The organism is Bordetella bronchiseptica, from assembly GCF_900636925.1.
Lineage (GTDB): Bacteria > Pseudomonadota > Gammaproteobacteria > Burkholderiales > Burkholderiaceae_B > Bordetella > Bordetella pertussis.
The window spans coordinates 3,170,867-3,195,945 of record NZ_LR134326.1 but is presented as its reverse complement, the minus strand read 5'-3'; the positions used below and the strand labels follow the sequence as shown (position 1 = coordinate 3,195,945).

At 69.4% G+C, this 25,079-nt stretch carries 23 protein-coding genes; 17 read left to right on the top strand and 6 right to left on the bottom strand.

Features of this window, described 5'->3' with window-relative positions; all coding sequences use genetic code 11:
* The first annotated feature begins 35 nt into the window (after positions 1-35).
* The 8 genes from EL288_RS14855 (at position 36) to EL288_RS14820 (ending at position 10,972) form a co-directional block, all read left to right on the top strand.
* Positions 36-3,266: an efflux RND transporter permease subunit gene (locus tag EL288_RS14855; RefSeq protein WP_003810340.1), complete on the top strand. Its 3,231-nt coding sequence runs from the start codon at positions 36-38 to the stop codon at positions 3,264-3,266.
* The gene (locus EL288_RS14850) at positions 3,263-4,762 is read left to right on the top strand and encodes an efflux transporter outer membrane subunit (protein ID WP_003810342.1); all 1,500 of its coding nucleotides are present in this window, start codon (positions 3,263-3,265) and stop codon (positions 4,760-4,762) included. Before EL288_RS14855 ends, EL288_RS14850 begins: the two co-directional genes overlap by 4 nt.
* On the top strand, positions 4,759-5,505 hold the full coding sequence (gene pdxJ / locus EL288_RS14845; protein ID WP_003810344.1) for a pyridoxine 5'-phosphate synthase: 747 nt from the start codon (positions 4,759-4,761) through the stop codon (positions 5,503-5,505). The genes EL288_RS14850 and pdxJ overlap by 4 nt, the downstream gene beginning before the upstream one ends.
* Positions 5,506-5,589: 84 nt before the next feature.
* A complete protein-coding gene (acpS, locus tag EL288_RS14840) occupies positions 5,590-6,051 on the top strand; it encodes a holo-ACP synthase (protein WP_003810346.1) in 462 nt (153 codons plus the stop codon).
* Between the two features lie 38 nt (positions 6,052-6,089).
* Entirely contained in the window at positions 6,090-7,151 is a 1,062-nt protein-coding gene (gene nagZ / locus EL288_RS14835; RefSeq protein ID WP_003810348.1) for a beta-N-acetylhexosaminidase, read from the top strand.
* Entirely contained in the window at positions 7,114-8,943 is a 1,830-nt protein-coding gene (gene uvrC, locus EL288_RS14830) for an excinuclease ABC subunit UvrC (protein WP_033449735.1), read from the top strand. Before nagZ ends, uvrC begins: the two co-directional genes overlap by 38 nt.
* A 39-nt stretch (positions 8,944-8,982) precedes the next feature.
* Positions 8,983-9,555 (top strand): CDP-diacylglycerol--glycerol-3-phosphate 3-phosphatidyltransferase, encoded by a 573-nt coding sequence (gene pgsA, locus EL288_RS14825; RefSeq protein ID WP_003810356.1) that lies wholly within the window; start codon positions 8,983-8,985, stop codon positions 9,553-9,555.
* Positions 9,556-9,718: 163 nt separating this feature from the next.
* Entirely contained in the window at positions 9,719-10,972 is a 1,254-nt protein-coding gene (locus EL288_RS14820; RefSeq protein ID WP_003810358.1) for an MFS transporter, read from the top strand.
* A gap of 6 nt (positions 10,973-10,978) precedes the next feature.
* On the opposite strand, the gene queF is transcribed toward EL288_RS14820, so the two are convergent.
* Complete coding sequence (gene queF, locus EL288_RS14815) at positions 10,979-11,800, bottom strand: NADPH-dependent 7-cyano-7-deazaguanine reductase QueF (RefSeq protein WP_033458788.1); 822 nt, start codon at positions 11,798-11,800, stop codon at positions 10,979-10,981.
* A gap of 318 nt (positions 11,801-12,118) precedes the next feature.
* On the opposite strand from queF, the gene aceA reads away from it, so the two are divergent.
* Both aceA and EL288_RS14805 read left to right on the top strand, forming a co-directional pair.
* Positions 12,119-13,441, top strand: a complete 1,323-nt coding sequence (gene aceA / locus EL288_RS14810) for an isocitrate lyase (RefSeq protein WP_003810362.1) — start codon at positions 12,119-12,121, stop codon at positions 13,439-13,441.
* A gap of 542 nt (positions 13,442-13,983) precedes the next feature.
* Complete coding sequence (locus EL288_RS14805; RefSeq protein WP_033458786.1) at positions 13,984-14,694, top strand: hypothetical protein; 711 nt, start codon at positions 13,984-13,986, stop codon at positions 14,692-14,694.
* A gap of 10 nt (positions 14,695-14,704) precedes the next feature.
* On the opposite strand, the gene EL288_RS14800 is transcribed toward EL288_RS14805, so the two are convergent.
* The 5 genes from EL288_RS14800 to bioF are packed head-to-tail and all read right to left on the bottom strand — an operon-like array spanning position 14,705 to position 19,064.
* Positions 14,705-15,448, bottom strand: coding sequence for an LrgB family protein (locus EL288_RS14800; RefSeq protein ID WP_003810365.1), 744 nt, complete (start codon positions 15,446-15,448; stop codon positions 14,705-14,707).
* Complete coding sequence (locus EL288_RS14795) at positions 15,441-15,800, bottom strand: CidA/LrgA family protein (RefSeq protein ID WP_003810367.1); 360 nt, start codon at positions 15,798-15,800, stop codon at positions 15,441-15,443. The genes EL288_RS14800 and EL288_RS14795 overlap by 8 nt, the downstream gene beginning before the upstream one ends.
* Positions 15,788-17,224 (bottom strand): dethiobiotin synthase, encoded by a 1,437-nt coding sequence (gene bioD / locus EL288_RS14790; protein WP_003810369.1) that lies wholly within the window; start codon positions 17,222-17,224, stop codon positions 15,788-15,790. Before bioD ends, EL288_RS14795 begins: the two co-directional genes overlap by 13 nt.
* Entirely contained in the window at positions 17,221-17,874 is a 654-nt protein-coding gene (locus EL288_RS14785) for an alpha/beta fold hydrolase (RefSeq protein ID WP_033458784.1), read from the bottom strand. The genes bioD and EL288_RS14785 overlap by 4 nt, the downstream gene beginning before the upstream one ends.
* A complete protein-coding gene (gene bioF, locus EL288_RS14780) occupies positions 17,871-19,064 on the bottom strand; it encodes an 8-amino-7-oxononanoate synthase (protein ID WP_033449714.1) in 1,194 nt (397 codons plus the stop codon). The genes EL288_RS14785 and bioF overlap by 4 nt, the downstream gene beginning before the upstream one ends.
* Before the next feature lie 103 nt (positions 19,065-19,167).
* On the opposite strand from bioF, the gene EL288_RS14775 reads away from it, so the two are divergent.
* The 7 genes from EL288_RS14775 to ccoP all read left to right on the top strand — a co-directional run bounded on the left by EL288_RS14775 (position 19,168) and on the right by ccoP (position 25,020).
* Positions 19,168-20,442, top strand: a complete 1,275-nt coding sequence (locus EL288_RS14775; protein ID WP_003810375.1) for an adenosylmethionine--8-amino-7-oxononanoate transaminase — start codon at positions 19,168-19,170, stop codon at positions 20,440-20,442.
* 64 nt (positions 20,443-20,506) lie between these two features.
* Positions 20,507-21,481 carry a P-type ATPase gene (locus EL288_RS14770; protein WP_003810377.1) on the top strand — a complete coding sequence of 325 codons (975 nt, stop codon included), beginning with the start codon at positions 20,507-20,509 and terminating at the stop codon, positions 21,479-21,481.
* Complete coding sequence (ccoS, locus tag EL288_RS14765) at positions 21,478-21,621, top strand: cbb3-type cytochrome oxidase assembly protein CcoS (protein ID WP_003810379.1); 144 nt, start codon at positions 21,478-21,480, stop codon at positions 21,619-21,621. Before EL288_RS14770 ends, ccoS begins: the two co-directional genes overlap by 4 nt.
* A gap of 124 nt (positions 21,622-21,745) precedes the next feature.
* Complete coding sequence (gene ccoN / locus EL288_RS14760) at positions 21,746-23,233, top strand: cytochrome-c oxidase, cbb3-type subunit I (RefSeq protein WP_003810381.1); 1,488 nt, start codon at positions 21,746-21,748, stop codon at positions 23,231-23,233.
* Positions 23,234-23,243: 10 nt separating this feature from the next.
* Positions 23,244-23,906, top strand: a complete 663-nt coding sequence (gene ccoO, locus EL288_RS14755) for a cytochrome-c oxidase, cbb3-type subunit II (protein WP_003810383.1) — start codon at positions 23,244-23,246, stop codon at positions 23,904-23,906.
* Between the two features lie 2 nt (positions 23,907-23,908).
* Positions 23,909-24,085 (top strand): cbb3-type cytochrome oxidase subunit 3, encoded by a 177-nt coding sequence (locus tag EL288_RS14750; protein WP_003810384.1) that lies wholly within the window; start codon positions 23,909-23,911, stop codon positions 24,083-24,085.
* The gene (ccoP, locus tag EL288_RS14745) at positions 24,082-25,020 is read left to right on the top strand and encodes a cytochrome-c oxidase, cbb3-type subunit III (RefSeq protein WP_003810386.1); all 939 of its coding nucleotides are present in this window, start codon (positions 24,082-24,084) and stop codon (positions 25,018-25,020) included. The genes EL288_RS14750 and ccoP overlap by 4 nt, the downstream gene beginning before the upstream one ends.
* Positions 25,021-25,079 lie beyond the last annotated feature (59 nt).

Below are 25,079 nucleotides of genomic sequence, written 5' to 3'. Positions count from 1 at the left end.
CCTTTTCGTGAGCATCGCTTTCAGAGTCAGCCCACATGCCGCAATTTTTTATTGATAGACCGATTTTTGCCTGGGTAGTCGCACTGTTCATCCTGCTGACAGGGATATTGGCCATTCCCAATATGCCCGTGTCGCAGTATCCGGACGTGGCCCCGCCTGCCATCACGATCACCGCGACCTACCCGGGCGCTTCCGCCAAGGAAGTGGCCGAGTCGGTCACCAGTATCATCGAGGACCAGCTCAACGGCGCCAAGGGCCTGCTGTACTACGAATCGGTCAGCGACTCGTACGGCCAGTCGCAGATCACCGCGACGTTCGCTCCGGGCACCGATCCCGACCTGGCCCAGGTGGACGTGCAGAACCGCGTGTCCAACGTGACGGCGCAGCTGCCCGTGGCGGTGATGCAGCAGGGCCTGCAGTACGAGCAGACCAGCGCCGGCTTCCTGATGATCGTGACGCTGTCGTCCACCGACGGCACGCTCGACCAGACGGCGCTGGCCGACTACATCACCCGCAACGTCAAGAACCCGGTGTCGCGCGTGCCCGGCGTGGGCCAGTTCCAGCTGTTCGCCGCGCCGCGCGCCATGCGCATCTGGGTCGACCCGGACAAGCTGGTGGGCTTCAACCTCAGCATGGCCGAGGTCAACCAGGCCATCAGCCAGCAGAACGTGCTGATTTCGGCCGGCAGCATCGGCGCGCCGCCCAATCCGGACAGCCAGCGCGCCACGGCCACCGTGATCGTCAATGGCCAGTTGAGCACGATCGAGGGCTTCGGCCAGATCGTGCTGCGCGCCAACACCGATGGCTCGAAGGTGTTGCTGCGCGACGTGGCCCGCATCGAGGTGGGCGCGGACAACTACCAGTTCGGCGCGCGCCTGAACGGCAAGCCCACGGCGGCGTTCGCCATCGTGCTCTCGCCCGACGCCAACGCGCTGGCCACCGCCGAGGGCGTGCGCCAGCAGATGGCCTCGCTGTCGCAGTACTTCCCGTCCAACATCCGCTACGACATCCCGTACGACACCGCGCCCTACGTGAAGGTGTCGATCGAGCAGGTGATCCACACCCTGGTCGAAGCCATGGTGCTGGTGTTCCTGGTGATGTTCCTGTTCCTGCAGAACGTGCGCTATACCCTGATCCCGGCCCTGGTGGTGCCGGTGGCCATGCTGGGCGCGTTCGCGGTGATGCTGGCGCTGGGCTTCTCGATCAACGTGCTGACCATGTTCGCCATGGTGCTTGCCATCGGGATCCTGGTCGACGACGCCATCGTGGTGGTCGAGAACGTGGAGCGGATCATGGCCAGCGAGGGCCTGTCGCCCAAGGAGGCCACCAAGAAGGCCATGCCGCAGATCAGCGGCGCCATCGTCGGCATCACGCTGGTGCTGGTCACGGTGTTCCTGCCGCTGGCCTTCATGACCGGCTCGGTCGGCGTGATCTATCGCCAGTTCTCGGTCGCGATGGCGGTGTCGATCTTCTTCTCGGCATTCCTCGCGCTCAGCTTCACGCCGGCGCTGTGCGCGACGATCCTCAAGCCCATCCCCAAGGGCCATCACCAGGAAAAGAAAGGCTTCTTCGGCTGGTTCAACCGCAAGTTCGACGCCACCACGCACAACTACCAGAACTGGGTCTCGCGCATCCTGCACAAGGGCGGGCGCATGATGCTGGCGTTCGCGCTGCTGGTGGTGCTGCTGGGCTGGCTGTACATGCGCCTGCCGTCGTCGTTCCTGCCCGAGGAAGACCAGGGCTACGTGGTCAGCAACATCGAACTGCCCACCGGCGCCAGCGCCAACCGCACCATCGAGGTGATCGAGGAAGTCGAGAATTACTTCCGCAACATCCCCGCGGTGGAGAACGTCATCACGGTGCAGGGCTACAGCTTCAACGGCAACGGCCTGAACGCGGCCATCGCGTTCACCACGCTCAAGGATTTCTCCGAGCGCAAGAGCCGCGCCGACTCGGCCGGCGCGATTGCCTTCACGGCTTTTTCCAAGCAGCTGATGGGCATTCACGACGCGCAGGTGTTCACCCTGGTGCCACCGGCGATTTCGTCGCTGGGCAACGCTTCGGGCTTCGACTTCCGCCTGCAGGACCGCGGCGGCGCCGGCACCGAGGCGCTGGGCGCGGCCACCGCCGAGCTGATGGGCATGGCGGCCAAGAGCCCGGTGCTGTCGCAGGTGCGCATCACCGGCCTGGGACCGGGTTCGCAGCTGAGCCTGACGATCGACCGCGACAAGGCGGCGGCGCTGGGGGTCAACTTCGACGAGGCGGCCACCCTGATCTCCACCGCGGTGGGTTCGGCCTTCCTGAACAAGTTCCCCAACATGGGCCGGATGCAGAACATCTGGGTGCAGGCCGACCAGCAGTACCGCATGCAGGTCGAAGACCTGCTCAAGCTGAACGCCCGCAACAACCAGGGTGGCATGGTGCCGCTGTCGACCTTCGTGTCGGCCAAGTGGGTGCAAGGGCCGGTCCAGGTGGTGCGCTACAACAGCTACGAGTCGGTGCGTATCGGCGGCGACGCGGCGGCGGGCTACACCACCGGCGAAGCCATGCAGGAAATGCAGGACCTGGTGGCCCGCTTGCCGCAGGGCTTCGGCTACGAATGGAACGGCCTGTCCTACCAGGAGCGGCTGGCCGGCAACCAGGCGCCCATCCTGATGGGGCTGGCGCTGCTGGTCGTGTTCCTGGTGCTGGCCGCCCTGTATGAGAGCTGGGCCATCCCGCTGTCGGTGATGCTGGTCGTGCCGCTGGGCATGCTGGGCGCCGTCGCGCTGGTGACGGTGCTGGGCATGTCCAACGACGTGTACTTCCAGGTGGGCATGGTGACGGTGATCGGGCTGGCGGCCAAGAACGCCATCCTGATCGTGGAGTTCGCCAAGGACCAGTACGCGCGCGGGCAGGGCCTGTACGAGTCGGCGGTGGAGGCGGCGCGCCTGCGTTTCCGTCCCATCCTGATGACGTCGCTGGCGTTCATCCTGGGCGTGGTGCCGCTGGCCATCGCCACCGGCGCCGGCGCCGCCAGCCAGCGCGCCGTCGGTATCGGCGTGCTGGGCGGGATGCTGGCGGCCACCCCGTTCGCGGTGATTTTCGTGCCGACCTTCTTCGTGGTGGTGCTGGGCCTGTTCAAGACCCGGCCGCGCCTGCTGGGCGCCGAACTGCGCGCCTTCGAGGAAGAGCAGGCGGCCAAGCGCGCCGCCGAGCAACAGCAGCCGCAGGACGGCGCCGCGACGCCGGCGCCGCAGACCGGCGGTCAGGAGAACAAGGAATGATGGCCGTGATGTACAAGCGCAGTGCGCTCTCGGTGCTGGTGGCGGCCGCGCTCGCGGGCTGCTCGCTGGCGCCCGACTACAAGCGACCGGAGGCACCGGTGCAGGCGAACTGGCCGGACCAGCCCAAGGTGCAGTACGGCGCCTACGCCAGCCCGACCTCGCTGGGCGAGCAGCCGGCCGCGGCGGTGGCGCCGCAGGGCGCCACGCCGGCCGACGAGATCGGCTGGCGCGAGTTCTTCCGCGACGCGCGCCTGCAGAAGCTGATCGAACTGGCCCTGGTCAACAACCGCGATCTGCGCGTGGCGGTGCAGCGCGTCGAAGAGGCGCGCGCGCAGTACGGCGTGCAGCGCGGCGCGCAATGGCCCAGCATCGGCGCGGGCATCCAGGGACAGCGCCAGCATCTGCCGCCCGACATGCGTCCGCTCGGCCCGGATTCGACCTCCATCTCCAGCCAGTACCAGGCGGGCCTGGGGCTGACCACGTTCGAGATCGATCTGTTCGGCCGCCTGCGCAATCTGTCCGAGGCGGCCTACCAGCAGTACCTGTCGACCGAGCAGGCGCAGCGCAGCGTGCACATCACGCTGGTCGGCGCGGTGGCGCAGTCGTACTTCAACCTGCGCGCCGCCGAGGTGCAGCTGGAGTTGACCCAGAAGACGCTGGCCTCGCGCCAGGAGTCGTACAACCTGGTCAAGACGCGCTTTGACGGCGGGGTGGCTTCCGAACTCGACCTGAACCAATCCAAGTCGCTGCTCGACAGCGCCTCCGCGGACCTGGCGGCGCTGGCGCGGGCGCGCGCGCAGGCCGCCAATGCCCTGGTGGTGCTGGTCGGGCTGCCGGGCCTGCCCGAGGACCTGCCGGCGCCGGCCGTATTCGGCCGCGACCAGTTGCTGGCCAGCGTGCCGGCCGGGCTGCCGTCCGACCTGCTGACGCGCCGGCCCGACATCCTGGCGGCGGAGAACCAGCTCAAGGCGGCCAATGCGAACATCGGCGCGGCGCGCGCGGCGTTCTTCCCGACCATTTCGCTGACCGGCCTGCTGGGTGTGGCCAGCCCGTCGCTGGACAATCTGTTCAAGGGCGGGCAGGGCTACTGGAGCTTCTCGCCGTCGATCACCACGCCGTTGTTCGCCGGCGGCAGTATCCGCGAAGGCCTGAACCTGGCCAAGGCGCGCGACAACATCGCGGTGGCCCAGTACGAGCAGAGCATCCAGCAAGCGTTTCGCGAAGTCTCGGATGCGCTGGCCGGCGAGGCGACCTACAGCGCGCAGCTCGACGCGCAGCGCGCGCTGCAGGTGGCGGCCGGGCGCACGCTGGAGCTGTCCAACCTGCGCTACAACAATGGCATCGACAGCTATCTGCAGGTGCAGACGGCCCAGGTCGACTTCTTCAACGCGCAGCTTGGGCTGGTACAGACCGGGCTGGCGGCATTGATCAACCGCGTCGAACTCTACAAGGCGCTCGGCGGCGGCTGGCAGGAATCAACCACGAAGCAACCATGATTGAACTAGGTGTCAACATCGACCATGTGGCCACGCTGCGGCAGCAGCGCCATACGGCTTATCCCGACCCCGTGCAGGCGGCGCTGCGCGCCGAGGACGCCGGCGCCGACCTGATCACGCTGCATCTGCGCGAAGACCGCCGCCACATCCAGGACGCCGATGTCTACGCCATCCGCCCCTTGCTGCGCACCCGCATGAACCTCGAGTGCGCGGTCACGCCGGAGATGCTGGAGATCGCCTGCGCGGTCAAGCCCAGCGACGTGTGCCTGGTGCCGGAAAAGCGTACCGAGTTGACGACCGAAGGCGGTCTGGATGTGGCCGGCGCGCAGGCGGCCGTCACCGACGCGGTGCAATTGCTGGCCGAGGCCGGCATCCGGGTGTCGCTGTTCATCGATCCGGACGCGCGCCAGATCGAAGCGGCGGCGCGCGCCGGCGCGCCGGTCATCGAGCTGCACACGGGCGCCTACGCCGAGGCGCGCGACGATGCCGCGGTGCAGGCCGAGCTGGCGCGCGTGCGCGCCGCCGTGGCCGAGGGGCTGCGCCATGGCTTGCGGGTCAACGCCGGCCATGGGCTGCACTACGGCAACGTGCAGGCGGTGGCGGCGCTCGACGGCATCGCCGAACTGAACATCGGCCATGCCATCGTGGCCCAGTCCATCTTCGACGGCTGGGACAAGGCGGTGCGCGACATGAAGGCGCTGATGGTGCAGGCGCGCCTGGCGGCCGTGCGCGGCCACGCCTGAAGCAGGGCGGGGCGCCCGGCGTATTATCATCACGATATCGCGTCGCGGCCGCGCCGCGCGCTCCACTGCAGGAATCCGAACCACATGAGCTCCGTTTCCGCGGCCGGCGCGACGCCGCCCGCGTCGCCCGGCTGCATCGCCGGCATCGGCATGGACCTGTTGCGCATCGAACGCATCGAGCGCGCGCTGGCGCGCCATGGCGACCGTTTCGCGCAGAAGATCCTGGGGCCGGAGGAGCTGGCCAAGTTCCATGCGCGCCGCCGGCGCGACCCGGCGCGCGGCGTGCGTTTCCTGGCCACCCGCTTTGCCGCCAAGGAAGCCTTTTCCAAGGCCATCGGGCTGGGCATGCGCATGCCCATGAGCTGGCGACGGGTGCAGACCCTGAATGCGCCGGGCGGGCGGCCGGTGCTGGTGATCGGCGCCGAGCTGGCCGATTGGTTCGATGCGCGCTTCGGCGCGGCGCATGTGTCCATTACCGACGAGTCCGATATGGCCGCGGCCTATGTCATCGTCGAACGCAAACCGGCGCCCGACGGCCGGCCGTGAGGCCGGCGCGGCCGCCATCCAAACCGAGGCTAGAGCCCATGTCCAGCAAGAAGAAAACCAAGCCCGTCCTGCCTCCCGGCCCCGTCATGGTGGATGTGGCCGGCACGACGCTGACCAAGGACGAGAAGCGCCGCCTGCGCAACCCCCTGGTGGGCGGGGTGATCCTGTTCGCGCGCAATTTCACCGATCGCCGGCAATTGTGCGCGCTGACGCGGGCCATCCACAAGGCGCGCAAGGAGCCGCTGCTGATCGCGGTGGACCACGAAGGCGGCCGCGTGCAGCGCTTTCGCGACGACGGCTTTACCGCGTTGCCGCCCATGCAGGAGCTGGGCAAGCTGTGGGACCGCGATCCGCTGGCGGCGATGCGGCTGGCGACCGAGGCCGGCTACGTGCTGGCCGCCGAGCTGCGCGCCTGCGGCGTCGATCTCAGCTTCACGCCGGTATTGGACCTCGACTACGGCGTGAGCAAGGTGATCGGCAATCGCGCCTTCCACCATGACGCGCGCGTGGTCACCATGCTGTCGCGCGCGCTGGCGCAGGGCCTGGCGCTGGCGGGCATGGCGGCCTGCGGCAAGCATTTCCCCGGCCATGGTTTCGTGGGCGCCGATTCGCACCACGAGATCCCGGTCGATCCGCGGCCGCTCGCGCGCATCCTGAAGGATGACGCGGCGCCTTACGCCTGGCTGGGCGACCTGGTCATGCCGGCTGTCATGCCGGCGCATGTGATCTATCCGAAGGTCGATGCCCAGCCCGCGGGTTTTTCGCGCCGCTGGGTCAGCGAGATCCTGCGCGAACGGCTGGGCTACGATGGCGTGGTGTTCTCCGACGATCTGACCATGGAGGGCGCGTCGGTGGCGGGCGACATCCTGGCCCGCGCCGAGGCGGCCCTGGGCGCCGGCTGCGACATGGTGCTGGTATGCAACCGCCCGGACCTGGCCGACGAGCTGCTGGACCGCCTGCAGGTCCAGCATCCGGCCGCCTCGGTCGAGCGCATCCGCCGGCTGATGCCGCGGTTCGCCGCGCCGGACTGGGACACTTTGCAGAATGACAGCCGCTATCAGCATGCCCGACGACTTCAATCTCAAATCGTTTCTGGCTGACCTGCCGCACCTGCCCGGCGTGTACCGGCATCTCGATGCCGCCGGGGAGGTGATGTATGTCGGCAAGGCGCGCGATCTCAAGAAACGCGTATCGTCGTATTTCCAGAAGAACCTGGCCAGCCCGCGCATTGCGCAGATGGTGGCCAAGGTGGCCAGCGTGGACGTCACCGTCACGCGTTCGGAGGCCGAGGCGCTGCTGCTCGAGAACAACCTCATCAAGAGCCTGCGGCCGCGCTACAACATCCTGTTCCGCGACGACAAGTCGTATCCCTATCTGCTGATCACCGGCCACGCGTGGCCGCGCATCGCGTATTACCGCGGCGCCACCAGCAAGCGGGGGCAGTACTTCGGCCCGTACCCCAATTCGTGGGCCGTGCGCGAGACCATCCAGATCCTGCAGAAAGTGTTTCGCCTGCGCACCTGCGAGGACACGGTCTTCGCCAATCGCTCGCGTCCCTGTCTGCTGCACCAGATCGGCCGCTGTTCGGCGCCGTGCGTGGGCGTGATCGAGGCCGGGGACTACGCCCACGACGTGCAGCGCGCCGTGCGCTTTCTCAACGGCGAGGCGCGCGAAGTCATGGACGAGATCGAAGCCCGCATGCTGCAGGCCTCGACCGAGCTGCGCTTCGAGGAAGCGGCGGTGCTGCGCGACCAGATGGGCTCGCTGTCCAAGGTGCTGCACCAGCAGACCATGGAGAACGTCGGCGGCGACGATACCGATGTGATCGCCGTGGCGTCGGCCGGCGGCAAGATCTGTGTCAACCTGGCCATGGTGCGCGGCGGGCGCCACCTGGGCGACAAGCCGTTCTTTCCCACGCATGCCGAGGGCGAGCAGCCGGCCCAGGTGCTGGAGGCCTTCGTGGCGCAGCATTACGCCGACGGCGCCATGCCGCCCGTGCTGGTCTGTTCGCATGCGCTGCCCGACAGCGGCCTGGTCGGCCTGCTGGCCGAGCAGGGCGGCACCCGCGCGGCCCGGGTGCTGACCCGTCCGCAGGGCGTGCGCCGCTCATGGCTGGAGCAGGCGCAGAAAAACGCCGAGATGGCGCTGGCGCGGGCACTGACCGAATCGGGCGCGCGCGCCGGGCGCACCCTGGCGCTGGCCGAGGCGCTGGATCTCGATACCGACGAGGAGTCGCTCGATGCCTTGCGCATCGAATGCTTCGATATCAGCCACACCGCCGGCGAAGCGACGCAGGCCTCGTGCGTGGTGTTCCTGCATCACGACATGCAGCCGTCGCTGTATCGCCGTTACAACATCGTGGGCATTACCCCGGGCGACGATTATGCGGCGATGCGGCAGGTGCTGACGCGCCGCTTCGGCAAGGTGGCCGACGGCGAGGCGCCTATGCCGGGGCTGGTACTGATCGACGGCGGCAAGGGCCAGGTCGAGGTGGCCCGCCAGGTGTTCGTCGAACTCGGGCTGGACATCCAGTCCCTGGTGGGGGTGGCCAAGGGGGAGGGCCGCAAGGTGGGGCTGGAGACCCTGGTGTTCGCCGACGGGCGGCCGCCCGTCGCGCTGGGCAAGGAATCGGCGGCCCTGATGCTGATTGCGCAGGTGCGCGACGAGGCGCACCGCTTTGCCATCACCGGCATGCGCGCGCGCCGCGCCAAGACGCGCAATGTCTCGCGCCTGGAAGAAATCGAAGGGATCGGGGCGCGCCGGCGCCAGCGGCTGCTGGCGCGCTTTGGCGGCCTGTCGGGCGTCAGTTCGGCCAGCATCGAAGACCTGGCTTCGGTCGAGGGTATTTCGCAGGAATTGGCCGTGCGCATCTATGATGCGCTGCATGGCTGACATCCGCCCGCCGCGCCGGTGAGGTAGCATACGGTCACTATGCCGATAAACGTACCCATTTTCCTGACCTGGCTGCGGATCGCCATGATTCCGCTGGTGGTCGGCCTGTTCTACCTGCCCGAGAGCTGGATGTCCGTGCCCATGCGCGACACCTTCGCGGCCTGGGCGTTCATTATCGCGGCCTTGACCGACTGGTTCGACGGATGGCTGGCGCGGCGCTGGAACCAGACCTCGGCCTTCGGCGCGTTCCTGGACCCGGTGGCCGACAAGCTGATGGTCTGCGCGGCGCTGATCGTGCTGCTGGACCTGAGCCGCGTCGATGCCTTCATTTCGCTGATCATCATCGGCCGGGAAATCACCATTTCGGCGTTGCGCGAATGGATGGCCAAGATCGGCGCCAGCGCGAGCGTGGCGGTGCACCGGCTGGGCAAGTTCAAGACGGCGGCGCAGATGGTGGCGATACCGTGCCTGCTGTACGACCAGCCGCTGTTCGGCCTGAGCAGCCGCCTGATCGGCGACGTGCTGATCGTGGTGGCGGCGGTGCTGACCGTCTGGTCGATGCTGTATTACCTGCAGCGGGCCTGGCCCGCCATCCGCGAAAAGTCGCAGTGAGCGTACGCGGCCGGGCGCAGGCCCGGGCAATACAAGAGGCGAAGCGCGCTGCGCGCCATTCGTCCATGGTGTGGCGGGCTGGTTCGCGGCCGCCGCTTTCTGGAGACCGCGAAGCGCCGCCGCCATCGGCGCACTTCGCTCCTGCCCCCGCCGTGGGGCCGTGATGGCTATGAATTCGGAAACCGCTGTACTGGATAGCCCCGCCCTGCGCCGGCGCGATTGGCAAATCATCCTGCTGATAGGCGTGGCGCACTCGTCTTCCCATTTCTTCCAGCTGGTCCTGCCCTCGCTGTATGTGTCGCTGGGCACGGAGTTCGGACTGGATTTTGCCCGGCTGGGCCTGCTGGTGTCGGTGTTCTACGTGGTCTCCGGCCTCGGGCAGGCATCCTCGGGCTTTGTCGTCGACCGCATCGGCGCGCGGCCCGTGCTGTGGTTCGGACTGGCCTGCTTCGTCCTGTCGGCGGTGCTGATCGGCGCGGCCAGCGGCTATGCCATGCTGATGCTGGCGGCGGCCATCGGCGGTATCGGCAATTCGGTGTTCCATCCGGCCGACTATTCCATCATCAACCATCGCGTCAGCCCGCCGCGGCTGGGCCATGCGTTCAGCCTGCACGGCCTGACCGGCAATCTGGGCTGGGCCTTGACGCCGGTTTTCATCACCACCATCACGCTGCTGGCCAGTTGGCGCGTGGCGGCGTTTTCGGCCGCCGCGCTGGTGGCCGTGGTACTGCTGATGACGGTGATCGGCCGCGACCTGCTGGGCGGCGCCGCGCCGGCCGAGGCGGGCGGCAAGAGCGCCGCGCGGCCGGCCGCGCAGGAAAGCGTCTGGCAGACGCTGGCGGCCCTGCTGGCCCGGCCGGCGCTGTGGGGCGCCTTCCTGTTCTTCGCCTGCACCTCGATCGCGCTGTCGTCGGTGCAGAACTACACCATCCCGCTGCTGGGCCAGCTCTACGATCTGTCCAAGGTGGCGGCCAGCTCGGCGCTGTCGGGCTATATGGTGGCGTCCGCGCTGGGCATGGCCGCCGGCGGCTTCCTGGTGTCGGCCAACCCCCGCACCGAGCTGACGGTGACCGCCGCGCTGATCATGGCGGGGCTGACGCTGGTCGTGCTGGCCATGGGCTGGGTGCCGGCCGGGTGGGCGGCGCTGGTGGTCGGACTGGCCGGGTTCTGTTCGGGCGTGGCGGCGCCGTCGCGCGACATGCTGATCCGCCGGGTCACGCCCAAGGGCGCGACCGGCTCGGTGTACGGGCTGGTGTATTCCGGCATGGACGTCGGGTCGGCCCTGGGGCCGCTGGGTTTCGGCCTGCTGCTCGATGCCGGCATGGCGCATGGCCCGTGGGTCGGCGCCGGCGTGGCGTTCGCCGCCGCCGCCCTGCTGGCGCAATGGATCGCGATGCAGGCGCGCCGCACCGCCTGAACGCGGCTACTGGCGCGCCGTGCGGACGTCGGCCGGCGGCGCGCTTTCGAAGTTGCTGCGCCACGGATTGATGTCCAGCCCGCCGCGTCGCGTGTAGCGCGCGTAGACGGTGAGCTGGCGCGGCTGGCAGGCGCGCATGATGTCGCCGAAGATGCGTTCCACGCAATGCTCGTGGAATTCCGCATGCTGGCGAAACGACACCACATACTTCAGCAGCGCCGCGCGGTCGATCGGCCGGCCGCGGTAGCGCACCTGCAGGCTGGCCCAGTCGGGCTGGCCGGTGACCGGGCAGTTCGACTTCAGCAGGCGCGTGGCCAGCGTTTCCTCCACCTCGTCGCCGGGCGCGCATTGCAGCAATTGCGGCGCCGGCTCGTAGGTGTCGATCTCGATGTCCAGCTTGTCTATATAGATGCCGTCCAGTTCGGCCATGTTCAATTCGCCAAAGCGCTGCGGGCTGATGAACTCCAGCCCCACGGGCGCGCCGGCGGCGGCGGCCAGGTCGCGTTCCAGGCGGTCGCGCAGCGCCTGCGCATTCGGCAGCCGCGTCTGGTTGAACGAATTCAGGTACAGCTTGAACGACTTGGATTCGACGATGTTGGGACTGTCGGCGGGAAAGCTGAAGGTGGCCATGGCCACGCGCGGCTTGCCCCGCGCGTCCAGCCACGAGAGCTCGTAGGCATTCCAGAGGTCGACGCCGGTAAAGGGCAGGGTGGCGCCCAGCTGCAGGCTCGCGCGGTTGGTCGCGCGCGGGATGGGAAACAGCAGGCCGGGGTCGTACTGCGAGGGGTAGGCGACGTGTTGGCCCAGCGGGGTGTTGGACAGCGACATGGAAACCGGATCCGCGTAAGCAATGATGCCCGCATTGTAGGCGCTTCCACGGCCCGCTTTTTTTGCAATGTGAAAAGCCGACTCCGTCATATGAAAGTGCGTGTTGCGCGGCAATGCGATGGCATTTCACAGGCAACAATTGCGTTTCGCAATCCGAAATTGAAAATATAACCACTTGATTTTCAAGATATAAAATTTTTGTCTTATATAAGATATAAGCCCGCATTGCCCTGCAGCAAAGGCATAGACTCTCTCCAACGATTCGCGCTTTGAAAACCGCCGGATCAACGCCTTTCCAAACCTGAGCAGGAGCACACCATGAGCAATCGCGAAACCGAAATCCGCAACTTGCAGAAAGACTGGGCCGAGAACACCCGCTGGCAGGGCATCAAGCGCGCCTACAGCGCCGAGGATGTGATCCGCCTGCGCGGCTCGGTGGCCGTCGAGCATTCGCTGGCGCGCCGCGGCGCGACCCGCTTGTGGGATTCGTTGCATAGCGAGCCCTTCGTCAATTCGCTGGGCGCGTTGACCGGCAACCAGGCCATGCAGCAGGTCAAGGCCGGCCTGAAGGCCATCTACCTGTCCGGCTGGCAGGTGGCCGGCGACGCCAACCTGGCCGGCGAGATGTACCCGGACCAGTCGCTGTACCCCGCCAACTCGGTGCCGCAGGTGGTGCGCCGGATCAACAACGCCCTGGCGCGTTGCGACCAGATCCAGTGGATGGAAGGCAAGAACCCGGGCGACCAGGATTACATCGATTACTACGCGCCCATCGTGGCCGATGCCGAGGCCGGTTTCGGCGGCGTGCTCAATGCCTTCGAACTGATGAAGGCCATGATCGAGGCGGGCGCGGCCGGCGTGCACTTCGAAGACCAGCTGGCTTCGGTGAAGAAGTGCGGCCACATGGGCGGCAAGGTGCTGGTGCCGACCCGCGAGGCCGTGTCCAAGCTGGTCTCGGCCCGCCTGGCCGCCGACGTGATGGGCACGCCCACTATCCTGCTGGCCCGCACCGACGCCGACGCGGCCGACCTGGTGACCAGCGACGTGGATGAGAACGATCGCCCGTTCATCACCGGCGAGCGCACGGTGGAAGGCTTCTTCCGCACCCGCGCCGGCCTGGACCAGGCGATTTCGCGCGGCCTGGCCTACGCGCCGTATGCCGACCTGATCTGGTGCGAAACCTCCACGCCCAACCTGGAGTATGCGCGCAAGTTCGCCGAGGCCGTCCATCGCCAGTTCCCGGGCAAGCTGCTGGCGTACAACTGCTCGCCCTCGTTCAACTGGAAGAAGAACCTGGACGACGGCACGATCGCCAAGTTCCAGCGCGAACTCGGTGCGATGGGCTACAAGTTCCAGTTCATCACGCTGGCCGGTTTCCACGCGCTGAACTACGGCATGTTCGAACTGGCTCACGGTTACGCGCGCCGCCAGATGAGCGCTTTCGTGGAGCTGCAGCAGAAGGAATTCGCCGCCGCCGAGCTGGGCTTTACCGCGGTCAAGCACCAGCGCGAAGTCGGCACCGGCTACTTCGACGCCGTGACCCAGACGATCGAAGGCGGCCAGTCCTCGACCACGGCCCTGACCGGCTCGACCGAGGAAGCGCAGTTCGAGCACGGCGGGCAGGCCGTCAAGGCGGCGTGATTTTCCGGCGCCCGTCCCCGGCATGGGGACGGGCGCCAGCAAGTGTAGTTGCAGGGTGGATTTGGGGCGTCCTCGGACGCCCCCTTTTTTTGCCGCCGGGCCGCCCCAAGGCAAAAAAGCCCCCTCGGGGGGCAGCAAGCCCGCATAGCGGGCGCAGCGTGGGGGCCTTTTTTTGCCGCCGGGCCGCCCCAAGGCAAAAAAGCCCCCTCGGGGGGCAGCAAGCCCGCACAGCGGGCGCAGCGTGGGGGCGCGACCTTTGCCGCCGGGCCGCCCCAAGGCAAAAAAGCCCCCTCGGGGGGCAAAGCGACGGGGTGCCTGTCCCCGCCGGGACAGGCACCCCGTCCCGCTGGCCTGCCAAGACGGTATCTGTCCCCGCCGGGACAGGCGCCTGGAATCTGCGCGTGCCGTCAGCGGGTGCCAGTCCCCCTGCGGGGACAGCACCGCGCGCATCGGGACAGGACCGGGCGCGCGGATGGCTCCGGGGCGGGCCGTGCGCACTTTATGCTAATGTCTGACGCCTCTTTTCCTGCATGGCGTGCTTCATGGCCCTGGTTCTGGCCCGTTTCGGGTTTGGTTTCTGCATGCTGCTGGCGGCGCTGGTGCTGCTGGCGGCGGCGACGCTGCTGGCTACCCGGCTGGTAGGGTGGGCCGTGCGCGCTTTCGCGCTGGAGCGTTCGCAGGCGCTGGCCAGCGGCGTGGCGATCTTCATCCTCGTGGCGCTGGCCCTGTGGGGCTGCCATGCGGTGGGCGAGGTCCTGTATGGCGCCATCGGCGCCACGGCCCTGGTGGGCGGCGCGCCCCATTGGCTGGCGGGCAACAGCCACGTGTCGGCCGCGGCCTTGATGGGCGCCACCACGGCGGCGGCCATGCTGGCCGGCGGCCCGGCTTTCTGGCGCTGGCTGCGCGCCCGGCGCGCCGCCGCGGCCGAGCAGCCGGCGCCCCGCAAGGCGGCGCCGCCCAAGGGGGCGAAGCCGGCCGCCCGCGCCGCCAAGGCCGCTGGCAAGACGCAGATCGCCCCGCGCGGCCAGCGCATTCCCTGGCTGGGCTGGACGGCTTTCTTCCTGTTGTTCATCGGCGCGGCCGTGCTGGCGTTCGCCTATATCGTCGCGCCCATCGAAGCCGGCGCCAGCGGGCTGCGGCTGGAACATGCCACGCGGGCCCGGCCGGTATACCTGGCCGGCCTGACCCTGCTGGGCGGCGGGGCGTTCTTCCTGCTGGCCTGGCTGAGCCGGCGGCGTCCGCCAGGCGATTGAGGGCGCGGCGCTACGAGCCGCCCAGCCCGGCGGCCAGCCGGAACGCGACCGGGATCAGCAGCGAGGCCAGGATGACTTGCAGCCCCAGCGCCAGGCCGGCGTAGGCGCCGGCGTCGGCGTTGACCTGGATGGCGCGCGCCGCGCCGATGCCGTGCGACACCGTGCCCAGCGCGAACCCCCGGTCGGCCCAATCCTGCCGGCCGCGCACCGGGCCAAGAAGATCGAACAGGTATTTGCCGGTCAGCGCGCCCACCAGCCCGGTCAGCGCGGCGAACACGGCCGACAGCGCGGGGATGCCGCCCAGGGTTTCGGACAGGCCCATGGCCACGGGCGCGGTGACCGACTTGGGAGCCAGCGACAGGATGATGTCGCGCGGCAGGCCGACGGCCCAGCCCAGCAGCACCGCGCTGGCGCAGGCCACCGCGCCGCCGAACAGGGCGGCCCACAGCAGCCGGGCCCAGCGGCGGCGCAGCTCGGCGCGCCGCATCCACAAGGGCCAGGCCAGCGCCACCACCGCCGGGCCGAGCAGGAAGTGGATGAACTGGGCGCCGGCGAAATAGGTGGGGTAGGGTACGCCGAAGGCCAGCAGGCCGGCGGCCAGCACCACCATGCTCCATAGCACCGGATTGGCCAGCGGCACCTGGCCCAGGCGCAGGTACATCGCGTGCGCCGAAAGATAGACCGTGAGGGTGGCGGTCAGGCCGAACAGCGGGGTGGACGAGAGGTAGATCCAGAGGTTGACGAAATCAGGCATCGTCGGTCTCCGGCGCTGCGCTCCTGCCCACGCGCAGCGCCCAGTATGTGGCCGCCATGCCGGCCAGCGTCGACAGCGCGATCACGGCCGCCATGCGCAGGCCGTACTCGGCGAGCAGCGCGATATGGGTCATGACGCCCACGCCGACCGGCACGAACAGCAGCGACAGGTGCGACAGCAGGAACTGCGCCGCCAGCGCCACCGGCTCGCGCACCAGCGGCCAGCGCAGCGCCACCAGCAGCAGCAACATGCCGGTCACCGGGCCGGGAATGGGAAAGTGCAGCAGGCGCGAGCAGGCTTCGCCCAGCGCCTGCAGGGCCAGCAGCCAGGTGAATCCGGTCAGGGCCTGCATGCCGGTGTCTCCTGGGTATCGGGCCAGCGGCGCGCCAGGCAGTCGGCCAGCGGCGGGATGCGCGCCGCCCAGGCCTCGACCGCCTCGGCGTCGACGCGCGCCAGGCGAGGGATCTGCGCCAGCACCGGCACGCCGCCGAAATGCTCGATGGCATGGCGGTTGCCTGCGGAGGGTTCGCCCAGCATGATCACGCCCAGCACGGGCAGCCTGCGCTCGCGCAGGGCATGCAGGCTGAGCAGGGTGTGGTTGATGGTGCCCAGCCCGCTGCGCGCGGCCAGCACCACGGGCATGCCCAGGCGGGCAATGAGGTCGATCATCATGTGGCGCTCGTCGATGGGCACGTACAGGCCGCCGGCGCCTTCGACCACCAAGGGGCCGTCGACCTGCGGCGGCGCGATGGCTGCCGCATCGAGCGTGACGCCCTCGAGCGGCGCGGCCGCCCAGGGCGACAGCGGCGCCTGCAGGACATGGGCCGGCGGGTGCAGGCGGGCCGGCTCCAGCCCGGCCAGCGCGGCCACGGTTTCGGTATCGCCCGGTTCTTCGGCCACGCCCGTTTGCAGCGGCTTCCAGTAGTGGGCTCGCCAGGCGCGCGCGAGGATGGCCGAGGCCAGGGTCTTGCCGACGCCGGTATCGGTGCCGGTGACGAACACGCCCGGGGCCTGCTTGCGCCACAGGCCGTAGGCCAGGTCGTAGGTCACGTGGTTTCCTTGTCGATCGAATTGGGCCAGCACGCGCCGGAAGGCGGCGGGCGACAGCGGCGCGTGGCCGGCGGCCGGCGCGCTCGCGCCGATCGCCTTGAGGCTGCGCACGAAGTGCAGCGCATCGGGGTGGCGCTGGCGGTAAGCCTCCCGCGTTATCCCGCCGCGCAGGCCGGCCAGGGTGCGGCCGATGCGCTCGGCCGGCGGATAGGCGGGGGTGGCCGCATGCAGGCCGTGGGCCTGGTGGGCGGCGCGCCATTCGCTGAAAGTGTGTTCGGCCAGCGTCGCGATGGCGAGCAGGCCGCCGGGCGCCAGCAGCCCGGCCAGCCGCGCCAGGCCCGCGTCCAGGTCGCCGAACCATTGGACGGCCAGGCTGGAGCAGATCAGGTCGTAGCCGCCGGGCAGGCCGGCGGGGTGCTCGCCGTCGACCAGCTGGTGGCGCACCCGCCCGGCCGGCGGCGGCCCCGCCTGCTGCGCGGCCAGCATGGCCGGCGCGATATCGGTGATGGTCCAGTCGGCACGCCCCAGCCGGCGCGCCAGCGCGCGCGTCAGCAGCCCGGTGCCGCAGCCGATTTCCAGGATGCGGGGTTCGGCGGGCAGGGGCAGGGCGGCGATACGCTCGGCCAGTTGCTCGGCGGCGTGGCGCTGTACCTCGGCATGGGTTTCGTAGCGGGCCGCGGCGCGGTCGAAGCGCTGGCCTATCGTGGGTGTGGAACGCGTGCTCATGCGGGCAGTCCGGCGAGAAAGGCGCGTATCCGGCCGGCGCACCAGTCGGGGTCCGAGGTGGGCAGCAGGTGGCCGCCGCCGTCGCGCCAGCGCAGTCCGGCGCATGCGCCGAACTGCGCCCGGGTCAGGGCGGGCGCAACGATGGGGTCGGCGGTGCCGGCCAGGGCCAGCAGCGGCAGCCGGCTGGCGGCCAGCGCCTGGCGCTCGTCGGCCTCGCGCAGGCGGCGCAGGTCGTGCCGCAAGGGTTCGGGCCGGGGCGTGCCCGGGTGCGGCGCGCTGCCGGCGCGGCGCCGGAAGTCATCCACCACGGCGGCGGGGTCGAGCTCCAGGCGCGCCAGCATGCGCTCGAGCAGCCGGGGCGCCACCCCGGGCGGGTAATCGGCGCCGCCGGCAAAGCGCGCGAAGCCGTTGATGGCGATGTAGGCGATGCAGCCCGGCGCAGGAGACTGCAGGATTTTCAGAAAGCCGAGCGAATGGCCGATCGCCACCACGGGCGCGCCGTCCGGGGGCGGTTCGACGGCAGGGCCGAAATAGCCGGCGTCGGCGGCCTGCTGGGGCCAGTCGGCCAGCGCGGCGCGCAACGGCGCCCAGACGCCGGCGTCGTGGGCCCAGCCATGTTCGAAGCGCAGCAGCGGGCGGGGCGCGCTCATGCCGCCTGCCGCACGGCGCGCCAGCCGGCGGCCAGGGCCTCGATCAACTGGTCCAGCTCGGCCTCGCCGTGCGCGGCGCTCAGGGCGATGCGCAAGCGGCTGGTGCCGGCCGGCACCGTGGGCGGGCGGATCGCCACCGCCAGCAGGCCGCGCCGCTCCAGCTCGGCGGCCAGGGCCAGCGCATGGCCGGCGTCGCCGACGATGGCCGGCACGATCTGGGTCGAGGATGCGCCGCAATCGATGCCCTGCGCGGCCAGGCTGGCGCGCAGGCGTTCGCCGTGGCCCAGCAGGGCGGCGCGCGCCTGGTCCAGCCGGGGCACCAGGTCCAGCGCCGCGTCGATGGCGCCCAGCACGGCCGGCGGCAGCGCGGTGGTGTAGATGAAGCCGGAGCAGGCATTGACCAGGTAGTCGCACAGCGCCCGCGAGCCGGCCACGTAGGCGCCGAAGCTGCCCAGGCCCTTGCTGAAGGTGCCCATGGCCAGGTCGACGCCGCCAGGCGCCAGGCCCGCCAGTCCCATGCCGCGCGGCCCCAGCACGCCGGTCGCGTGCGCCTCGTCCAGGTACAGGAAGGCATGGTGGCGTGCCGCCAGCGCGGCCAGCGCCGGCACGTCGGCGCGGTCGCCATCCATGCTGAAGACGCTCTCGGTCACGATGAAGCGCGCGCCCGGGGCGCCGGCCCGTTCGGCCAGCAGGTGTTCCAGGTGCGCCAGGTCGTTATGGCGGAAGCGGATCTGGCGCACGCCGGCGGCCTGGCAGCCATGGTGCAGGCTGGCGTGGTTGAGCCGGTCGGTGTAGACCTGCGGCTCGCCCTGCGCGGCCGCGGCCTTGAACAGGGCCGGCAGCACCGCGGCGTTGGCCTGCCAGCCGCTGGCCAGCAGCAAGGCGGCCTCGGTGCCTTTCAGGCGCGCCAGCTTGGCTTCGACCTGTTCGTGCAGGTCCAGGTTGCCGCATACCAGCCGCGAGGCCTGCGCGCCGGCGCCGTGCCGGGTGGCCCACAGGCTGGCGCGCTCGGCCAGCAGCGGGTGGCGCGCCAGCCCCAGGTAGTCGTTGCTGGAGAAGTTGACCAGGGTGCGGCCATCGAGGGCCAGCCGGCCCGGCGGCGCGGCGGTGGCGCGGCGCAGGCGGCGCCGCACCTGGCGCTGCGCGGCCTGCTCCAGGGCGGCGGTGAACAGGGAATCCAGCTTGGACATAGACACGACCCGGCTTGTCGGACAGGGCCAGGCGCGCCTGGCCGTAGAATGCCGAGCATTGTAGTGGAGCGGCCGGCGCCGCTCCCGGTTTCCGGAAACGAGCATGTCTGACACCACGCCTGCCTGGATGGCCCAGGGCTATCCCCATATCTGGCTGCCCTATGCGCAGATGAAGACCGCCGCGCCGCCACTGCCGGTGGTGCGCAGCCACGGCAGCCTGCTGGAGCTGGCCGACGGACGCACGCTGATCGACGGCGTGGCCTCGTGGTGGACGGCCTGCCATGGCTACAACCACCCTCATATCGCCCAGGCGGTGCGCGAGCAGCTGGACCGCATGCCGCATGTGATGTTCGGCGGCCTGGCGCACGAGCCGGCGCTGAACCTGGCCAGCCGCCTGAGCGCGCTGCTGGGACCGGGGCTGGAACGCGTCTTCTACACCGATTCGGGTTCGGTGGCGGTGGAGGTGGCCATGAAAATGGCCGTGCAGTTCTGGCTCAACCAGGGCGAGCGCGGCCGCACGCGCTTCGTGGCGTTTCGCGGCGGCTACCATGGCGATACCTTCGGCACCATGGCGGTGTGCGACCCGGACGAGGGGATGCACGCCATGTTCCGCGGCCTGTTGCCCGAGCACGACGTGCTGGCGCTGCCGCGCGACGAGGCGGCGCTGGCGGCCCTGCAGGCGCACCTGGAGCGCCATGCCGGGCGGATCGCCGGCATGCTGGTCGAACCCCTGGTGCAGGGCGCCGGCGGCATGCTGCTGCACGATCCGCAGGTGCTCGCGCGGTTGCGCGAACTGGCCGACCGATACGGCATCCTGTTGATTTTCGACGAGATCTTCACCGGCTTCGGACGCACGGGCACGATGTTCGCCTTCGAGCAGGCCGGGGTGCGGCCCGACATCGTCACCCTGTCCAAGGCGCTGACCGGCGGGACGCTGCCGCTGGCGGCCACGGTGGCCAGCGCGCGCGTCTTCGAGGGGTTCTGGTCCGACGACCCCGGCCATGCGCTGATGCACGGCCCGACCTTCATGGGCTGCGCGCTGGCCTGCGCGGCGGCCAACGCCTCGCTCGACCTGTTCGAGCGCGAGCCGCGGCTGCGCCAGGTGGCGGCGCTGGAGCAGGCGCTGCGCGCCGGGCTGGAGCCCTGCCGCGACCTGCCCTGGGTGCGCGATGTGCGGGTGCTGGGCGCCATCGGCGTGATCGAACTCGACGGCATCGGCGCGCGCGACGACCTCAGGCGCCGCCTGGTCGACGCCGGGGTGTGGGTGCGGCCTTTTGGCAACATCGTGTACCTGACGCCGGCCTTCACCATTGCCGAGGACGAATTGCAGGCGCTGCTGGCGGCGGTGCGGCAGGTCGTGGCCGAACGCCGCCCCTAGCCAGGCGCGCCGGCTTGATCTGCATCAAGGGCGGGCAGGAGCAGGGCGGGCTACCATCCCTCCCATGCGACCAACCTCTATTCTCGCCGTGCCCGCGGACCTGCCGGGCGCCGACCGGCAGGCGCGCCGCCATGCGCTGGTGCGCCTGGGCGTGGCGTGGCTGGCGATGATGCAGGTCATGATGTTCGCCTGGCCGGGCTATGTGCGCAACGACGGCATCCCCGCCGACGCGCTGGCCACGCTGGACTGGGCCATCGTGCTGATGAACTGGGCCGCCTTGCTGATGACGGTGCCGGTGGTGCTGTATTGCGCCTGGCCGATCTGGCGCGGCGCCGCCAGCGGGCTGCGGCGCGGCCGCGCCGGCATGGACGCGCCGGTGGCGCTGGGCATCGTGGCGGCCTTCGTGCCCAGCGTGCATGCCACCTGGACGGGCCGTGGCGAGGTGTATTTCGATTCGGTCACCATGTTCGTGGCCTTCCTGCTGACCGCGCGCTACCTGGAGCTGTGCGCCCGCCAGGCCTGCGGCGCTTCCGCGCTGGCCACGCCGCTGGTGCGGCGCCTGCACCAAGCCGGCGGCGAACTGGGCGCGGCGGCCGACCGCCTGGCCACGCGCTTCGTGTTCGTCCAGGTGGCGCTGGCGCTGGCCGCCGGGGCGGCCTGGACGCAGATCGACGCCGCGCACGCGGTGCCGGTCATGGTGGCGCTGCTGGTCATGAGCTGTCCGTGCGCCATGTCGATGGCCGTGCCTTCGGCCATGGCGTGCGCGCATTCGGCGCTGCTGGCGCGGCCCGAGGCCACCGCGGCGCAAGGCGACGCCCTGCTGGCCGCGGCCGCGCGGGTGGCGCGCCAGAACCTGTACGGGTCGCTGGCCTGGCACCTGCTCATGACCCCGCTGGCGCTGGCCGGCTGGGTGGCGCCCTGGCTGGCGGCCATCACCATGCTGCTGTCTTCGCTGGCGGTGGCCGGCAATGCATGGCGCCTGCGGCGCCATCGATGGGACGCCGCGCCCGCCGCCGCCGTGGCGCAACCCGCGCCATGAGCATTCTCTATCTGCTGTTGCCGCTGTCGCTGGCTTTCGTGCTGGCGATCGGCGTGGCGTTGTGGTGGGCCGTGTTCAGCGGCCAGTACGACGACACCGAGGACCAGGGCGCCGCGATATTGCGCGATAACGACAACTGAGCGCCGCGCGGGTCCCGGAAACAGGCGGAACGAAGGCCGCTTGACGCAAATCAAGGCGTCCCGGCGCACGGGGCCGCATCATCCATCCTGGAGAAACACTGTCTTTTCTTTTGGGGGATGGCTGATGAACGATTGCAGCGCAATCGCAAGCAAGGCCGAGACGTTCAACTACAAGGTCGTGCGGCAATTCGCCATCATGACTGTGGTGTGGGGCATCGTCGGCATGGCCGTGGGCGTATTGATTGCCGCCCAGTTGATATGGCCGCAACTGAATTTCGACACCGCCTGGCTGAGCTACGGGCGCCTGCGGCCGCTGCACACCAACGCAGTGATCTTCGCCTTCGGCGGCAGCGCCCTGTTCGCCACCTCGTATTACGTGGTGCAGCGCACCTGTCAGGCGCGGCTGTTCTGCGACAAGCTGGCCGCCTTCACGTTCTGGGGCTGGCAGGCGGTGATCGTGGCGGCCGCCATCACCCTGCCCATGGGCTTTACCAGCAGCAAGGAATACGCCGAGCTGGAGTGGCCCATCGACATCCTGATCACGCTGGTGTGGGTGGCCTACGCGGTGGTGTTCTTCGGCACCATCGTCAAGCGCCGCTCCAGGCACATCTACGTGGCCAACTGGTTCTTCGGCTCGTACATCCTGACCATCGCCATCCTGCACATCTTCAACAACATCGAGATGCCGGTGACGCTGTGGAAGTCGTACTCCGCCTATGCCGGCGTGCAGGACGCCATGGTGCAGTGGTGGTACGGCCACAATGCCGTGGGCTTCTTCCTGACCACCAGCTTCCTCGGCATGATGTATTACTTCGTGCCCAAGCAGGCCGGCCGTCCGATCTATTCGTACCGCCTGTCCATCGTGCACTTCTGGGCGCTGGCGTTCACCTACATGTGGGCCGGCCCCCACCACCTGCTGTATACCTCGCTGCCCGACTGGACCCAGTCGCTGGGCATGACGTTCTCGCTGATCCTGCTGGCGCCGTCGTGGGGCGGCATGATCAACGGCATCATGACGCTGCAGGGCGCCTGGCACAAGCTGCGCACCGATCCGATCCTGAAGTTCCTGGTGACCGCGCTGTCGTTCTACGGCATGTCCACCTTCGAGGGATCGATGATGTCGATCCGCACGGTCAACTCGCTGTCGCACTACACCGACTGGACCATCGGCCACGTGCACTCCGGCGCGCTGGGCTGGGTGGCGATGATCACCTTCGGTTCGCTGTACTACCTGATCCCGCGTCTGTACGGCCGCCAGCAGATGCACAGCGTGCGCGCCATGGAGCTGCATTTCTGGGTCGCCACCATCGGCGTGGTGCTGTACATCGCCGCCATGTGGATCGCCGGCGTGCAGCAAGGCCTGATGTGGCGCGACACCGCCGCCGACGGCACGCTGGTCTACAGCTTCGTCGAGGAACTCAAGACGCGCGTGCCGTACTACGTGATTCGCCTGGCCGGCGGCATCCTGTACCTGAGCGGCGTGTTCGTCATGGCCTGGAACGTCTGGATGACCGTGCGCGGCGCGCGCGCCGTCAACCCGGCGATTCCGCTGGAAAACGATAACCGCGCGACGGCGCCCGCGGGCGTGCCGGCGGCCGTCCCGGCAGTCTGAGGAGCATCTCGTGGCACAGAAACAACATGGCTTTTTCTCCCACCAGACGCTGGAGAAGAACATCGGCCTGATGATCATCGCCAGCATCCTGGTGGTGTCCGTCGCCGGGCTGGTGCAGATCATCCCGCTGTTCTTCCAGCACTCGACCACCCAGGCCATGCCCGGGGTGGAGCCCTACGAACCGCTGCAACTGATGGGGCGCGACGTGTACATCCGCGAAGGCTGCGTGGGCTGCCACTCCCAGCAGGTGCGCACCCTGCAGGCTGAGGTGCAGCGCTACGGCCCGTACTCGGTGGCGGGGGAGTCGGTGTTCGACCATCCCTTCCTGTGGGGCTCCAAGCGCACCGGACCCGACCTGGCGCGCGTGGGCGAGCGCTATTCCGACGAATGGCACCGCATCCACCTGCGCGATCCGCGCGCCGTGGTGCCCGAGTCCAACATGCCCGCCTATCCGTGGCTGCAGCATGCCGACCTGACCGGCCAGAACGTGGCCCAGCGCATGCAGGCGCTGCGCAGGCTGGGCGTGCCGTACACCGACGAGGCCATCGCGGCGGCGCCGGCGGCCATCGCCGGCAAGACCGAAGAGGACGCCCTGGTGGCCTATCTGCAGGCGCTGGGCGTGGGCGCGCGGCGCGGCGCCGCCAGCGAGCCGCAGCGCGCGGCGGGAGGCTGATCATGATGGGTTATCTGAGCGCGCTGATAACGGTTCTTTCGATGGGAACGTTTCTTGGCATCGTATGGTGGGCCTGGTCGAGCCACCGCCAGAGCGCCAATCGCGAATCGGCCTTGCTGCCGTTCGCCTTGCCCGACGAGGACGGGCACGCACAACAGGATGGAGCAATGCAGCCATGAGCGATTTCGTCAACGGCTTCTGGAGCTATTTCATAGGCATCATTGCCATCGGCGGCATTGTCTGGTGCGTCTGGCTGCTGTATTCGCAGCGGCGCTGGCTGAGCACCAGGCCGGCCGGCGGGGTGGTCGAGGACACCGGCCACGTCTGGGACGGCGACCTGACCGAGCTGAACAATCCGGTGCCGCGCTGGTGGACCTGGATGTACCTGCTGACCTGCGTGTTCGCGCTGGGCTACCTGGTGCTGTTTCCGGGCGTGGGCTCGTACCAGGGCACCCTGGGCTACACCTCGGTCGGCGAGGTCAAGCAGAAGCAGGCCGAGCTGGCCGAGCGCGTCAAGCCGGTGTACGAACGCTTCGGTGGCATGACGCCGGAGCAGCTGGTCGCCGACGCGCCGGCGCGCGAGATCGGCCAGCGGCTGTTTCTCAACACCTGTGCGCAATGCCACGGTTCGGACGCCAAGGGCAGCACCAGCTTCCCCAACCTGACCGACGGCGACTGGCTGTACGGCGGTACGCCGGAGATCATCGCCGAAACCATTGCCAAGGGGCGCCATGGGGTGATGCCGCCCTGGAAAGGCGTGATCGATCCCAGGATGGCTGGCGATATCGCCCACTACGTGCGCTCGCTGTCCGGCCTGGCGGTCGATCCGGTGCGGGTGTTTCGCGGCAAGCGCGAGTTCGCCAACTACTGCGTGGCCTGCCACGGGGTGGACGCCAAGGGCAACCAGGCGCTGGGCGCGCCCAACCTGACCGACGATGTGTGGCTGTACGGCAGTTCCGAGGCGTCCATCGTGCGCACCATCCTGGACGGCCGCGACAACCGCATGCCGGCGCACGAGGAAGTGCTGACGCCCGAGCAGATCAAACTGCTGTCGGCCTGGGTGTGGGGCCTGTCGAACCAGGCGCCGGCCAAGGCGGCCGAGGCGGCGCGATGAGCGCGCGCCGGTGCGCCGGCTGGCCGTCGGCCGGCGGCCGCGCCGGCGGCGCGTACGCG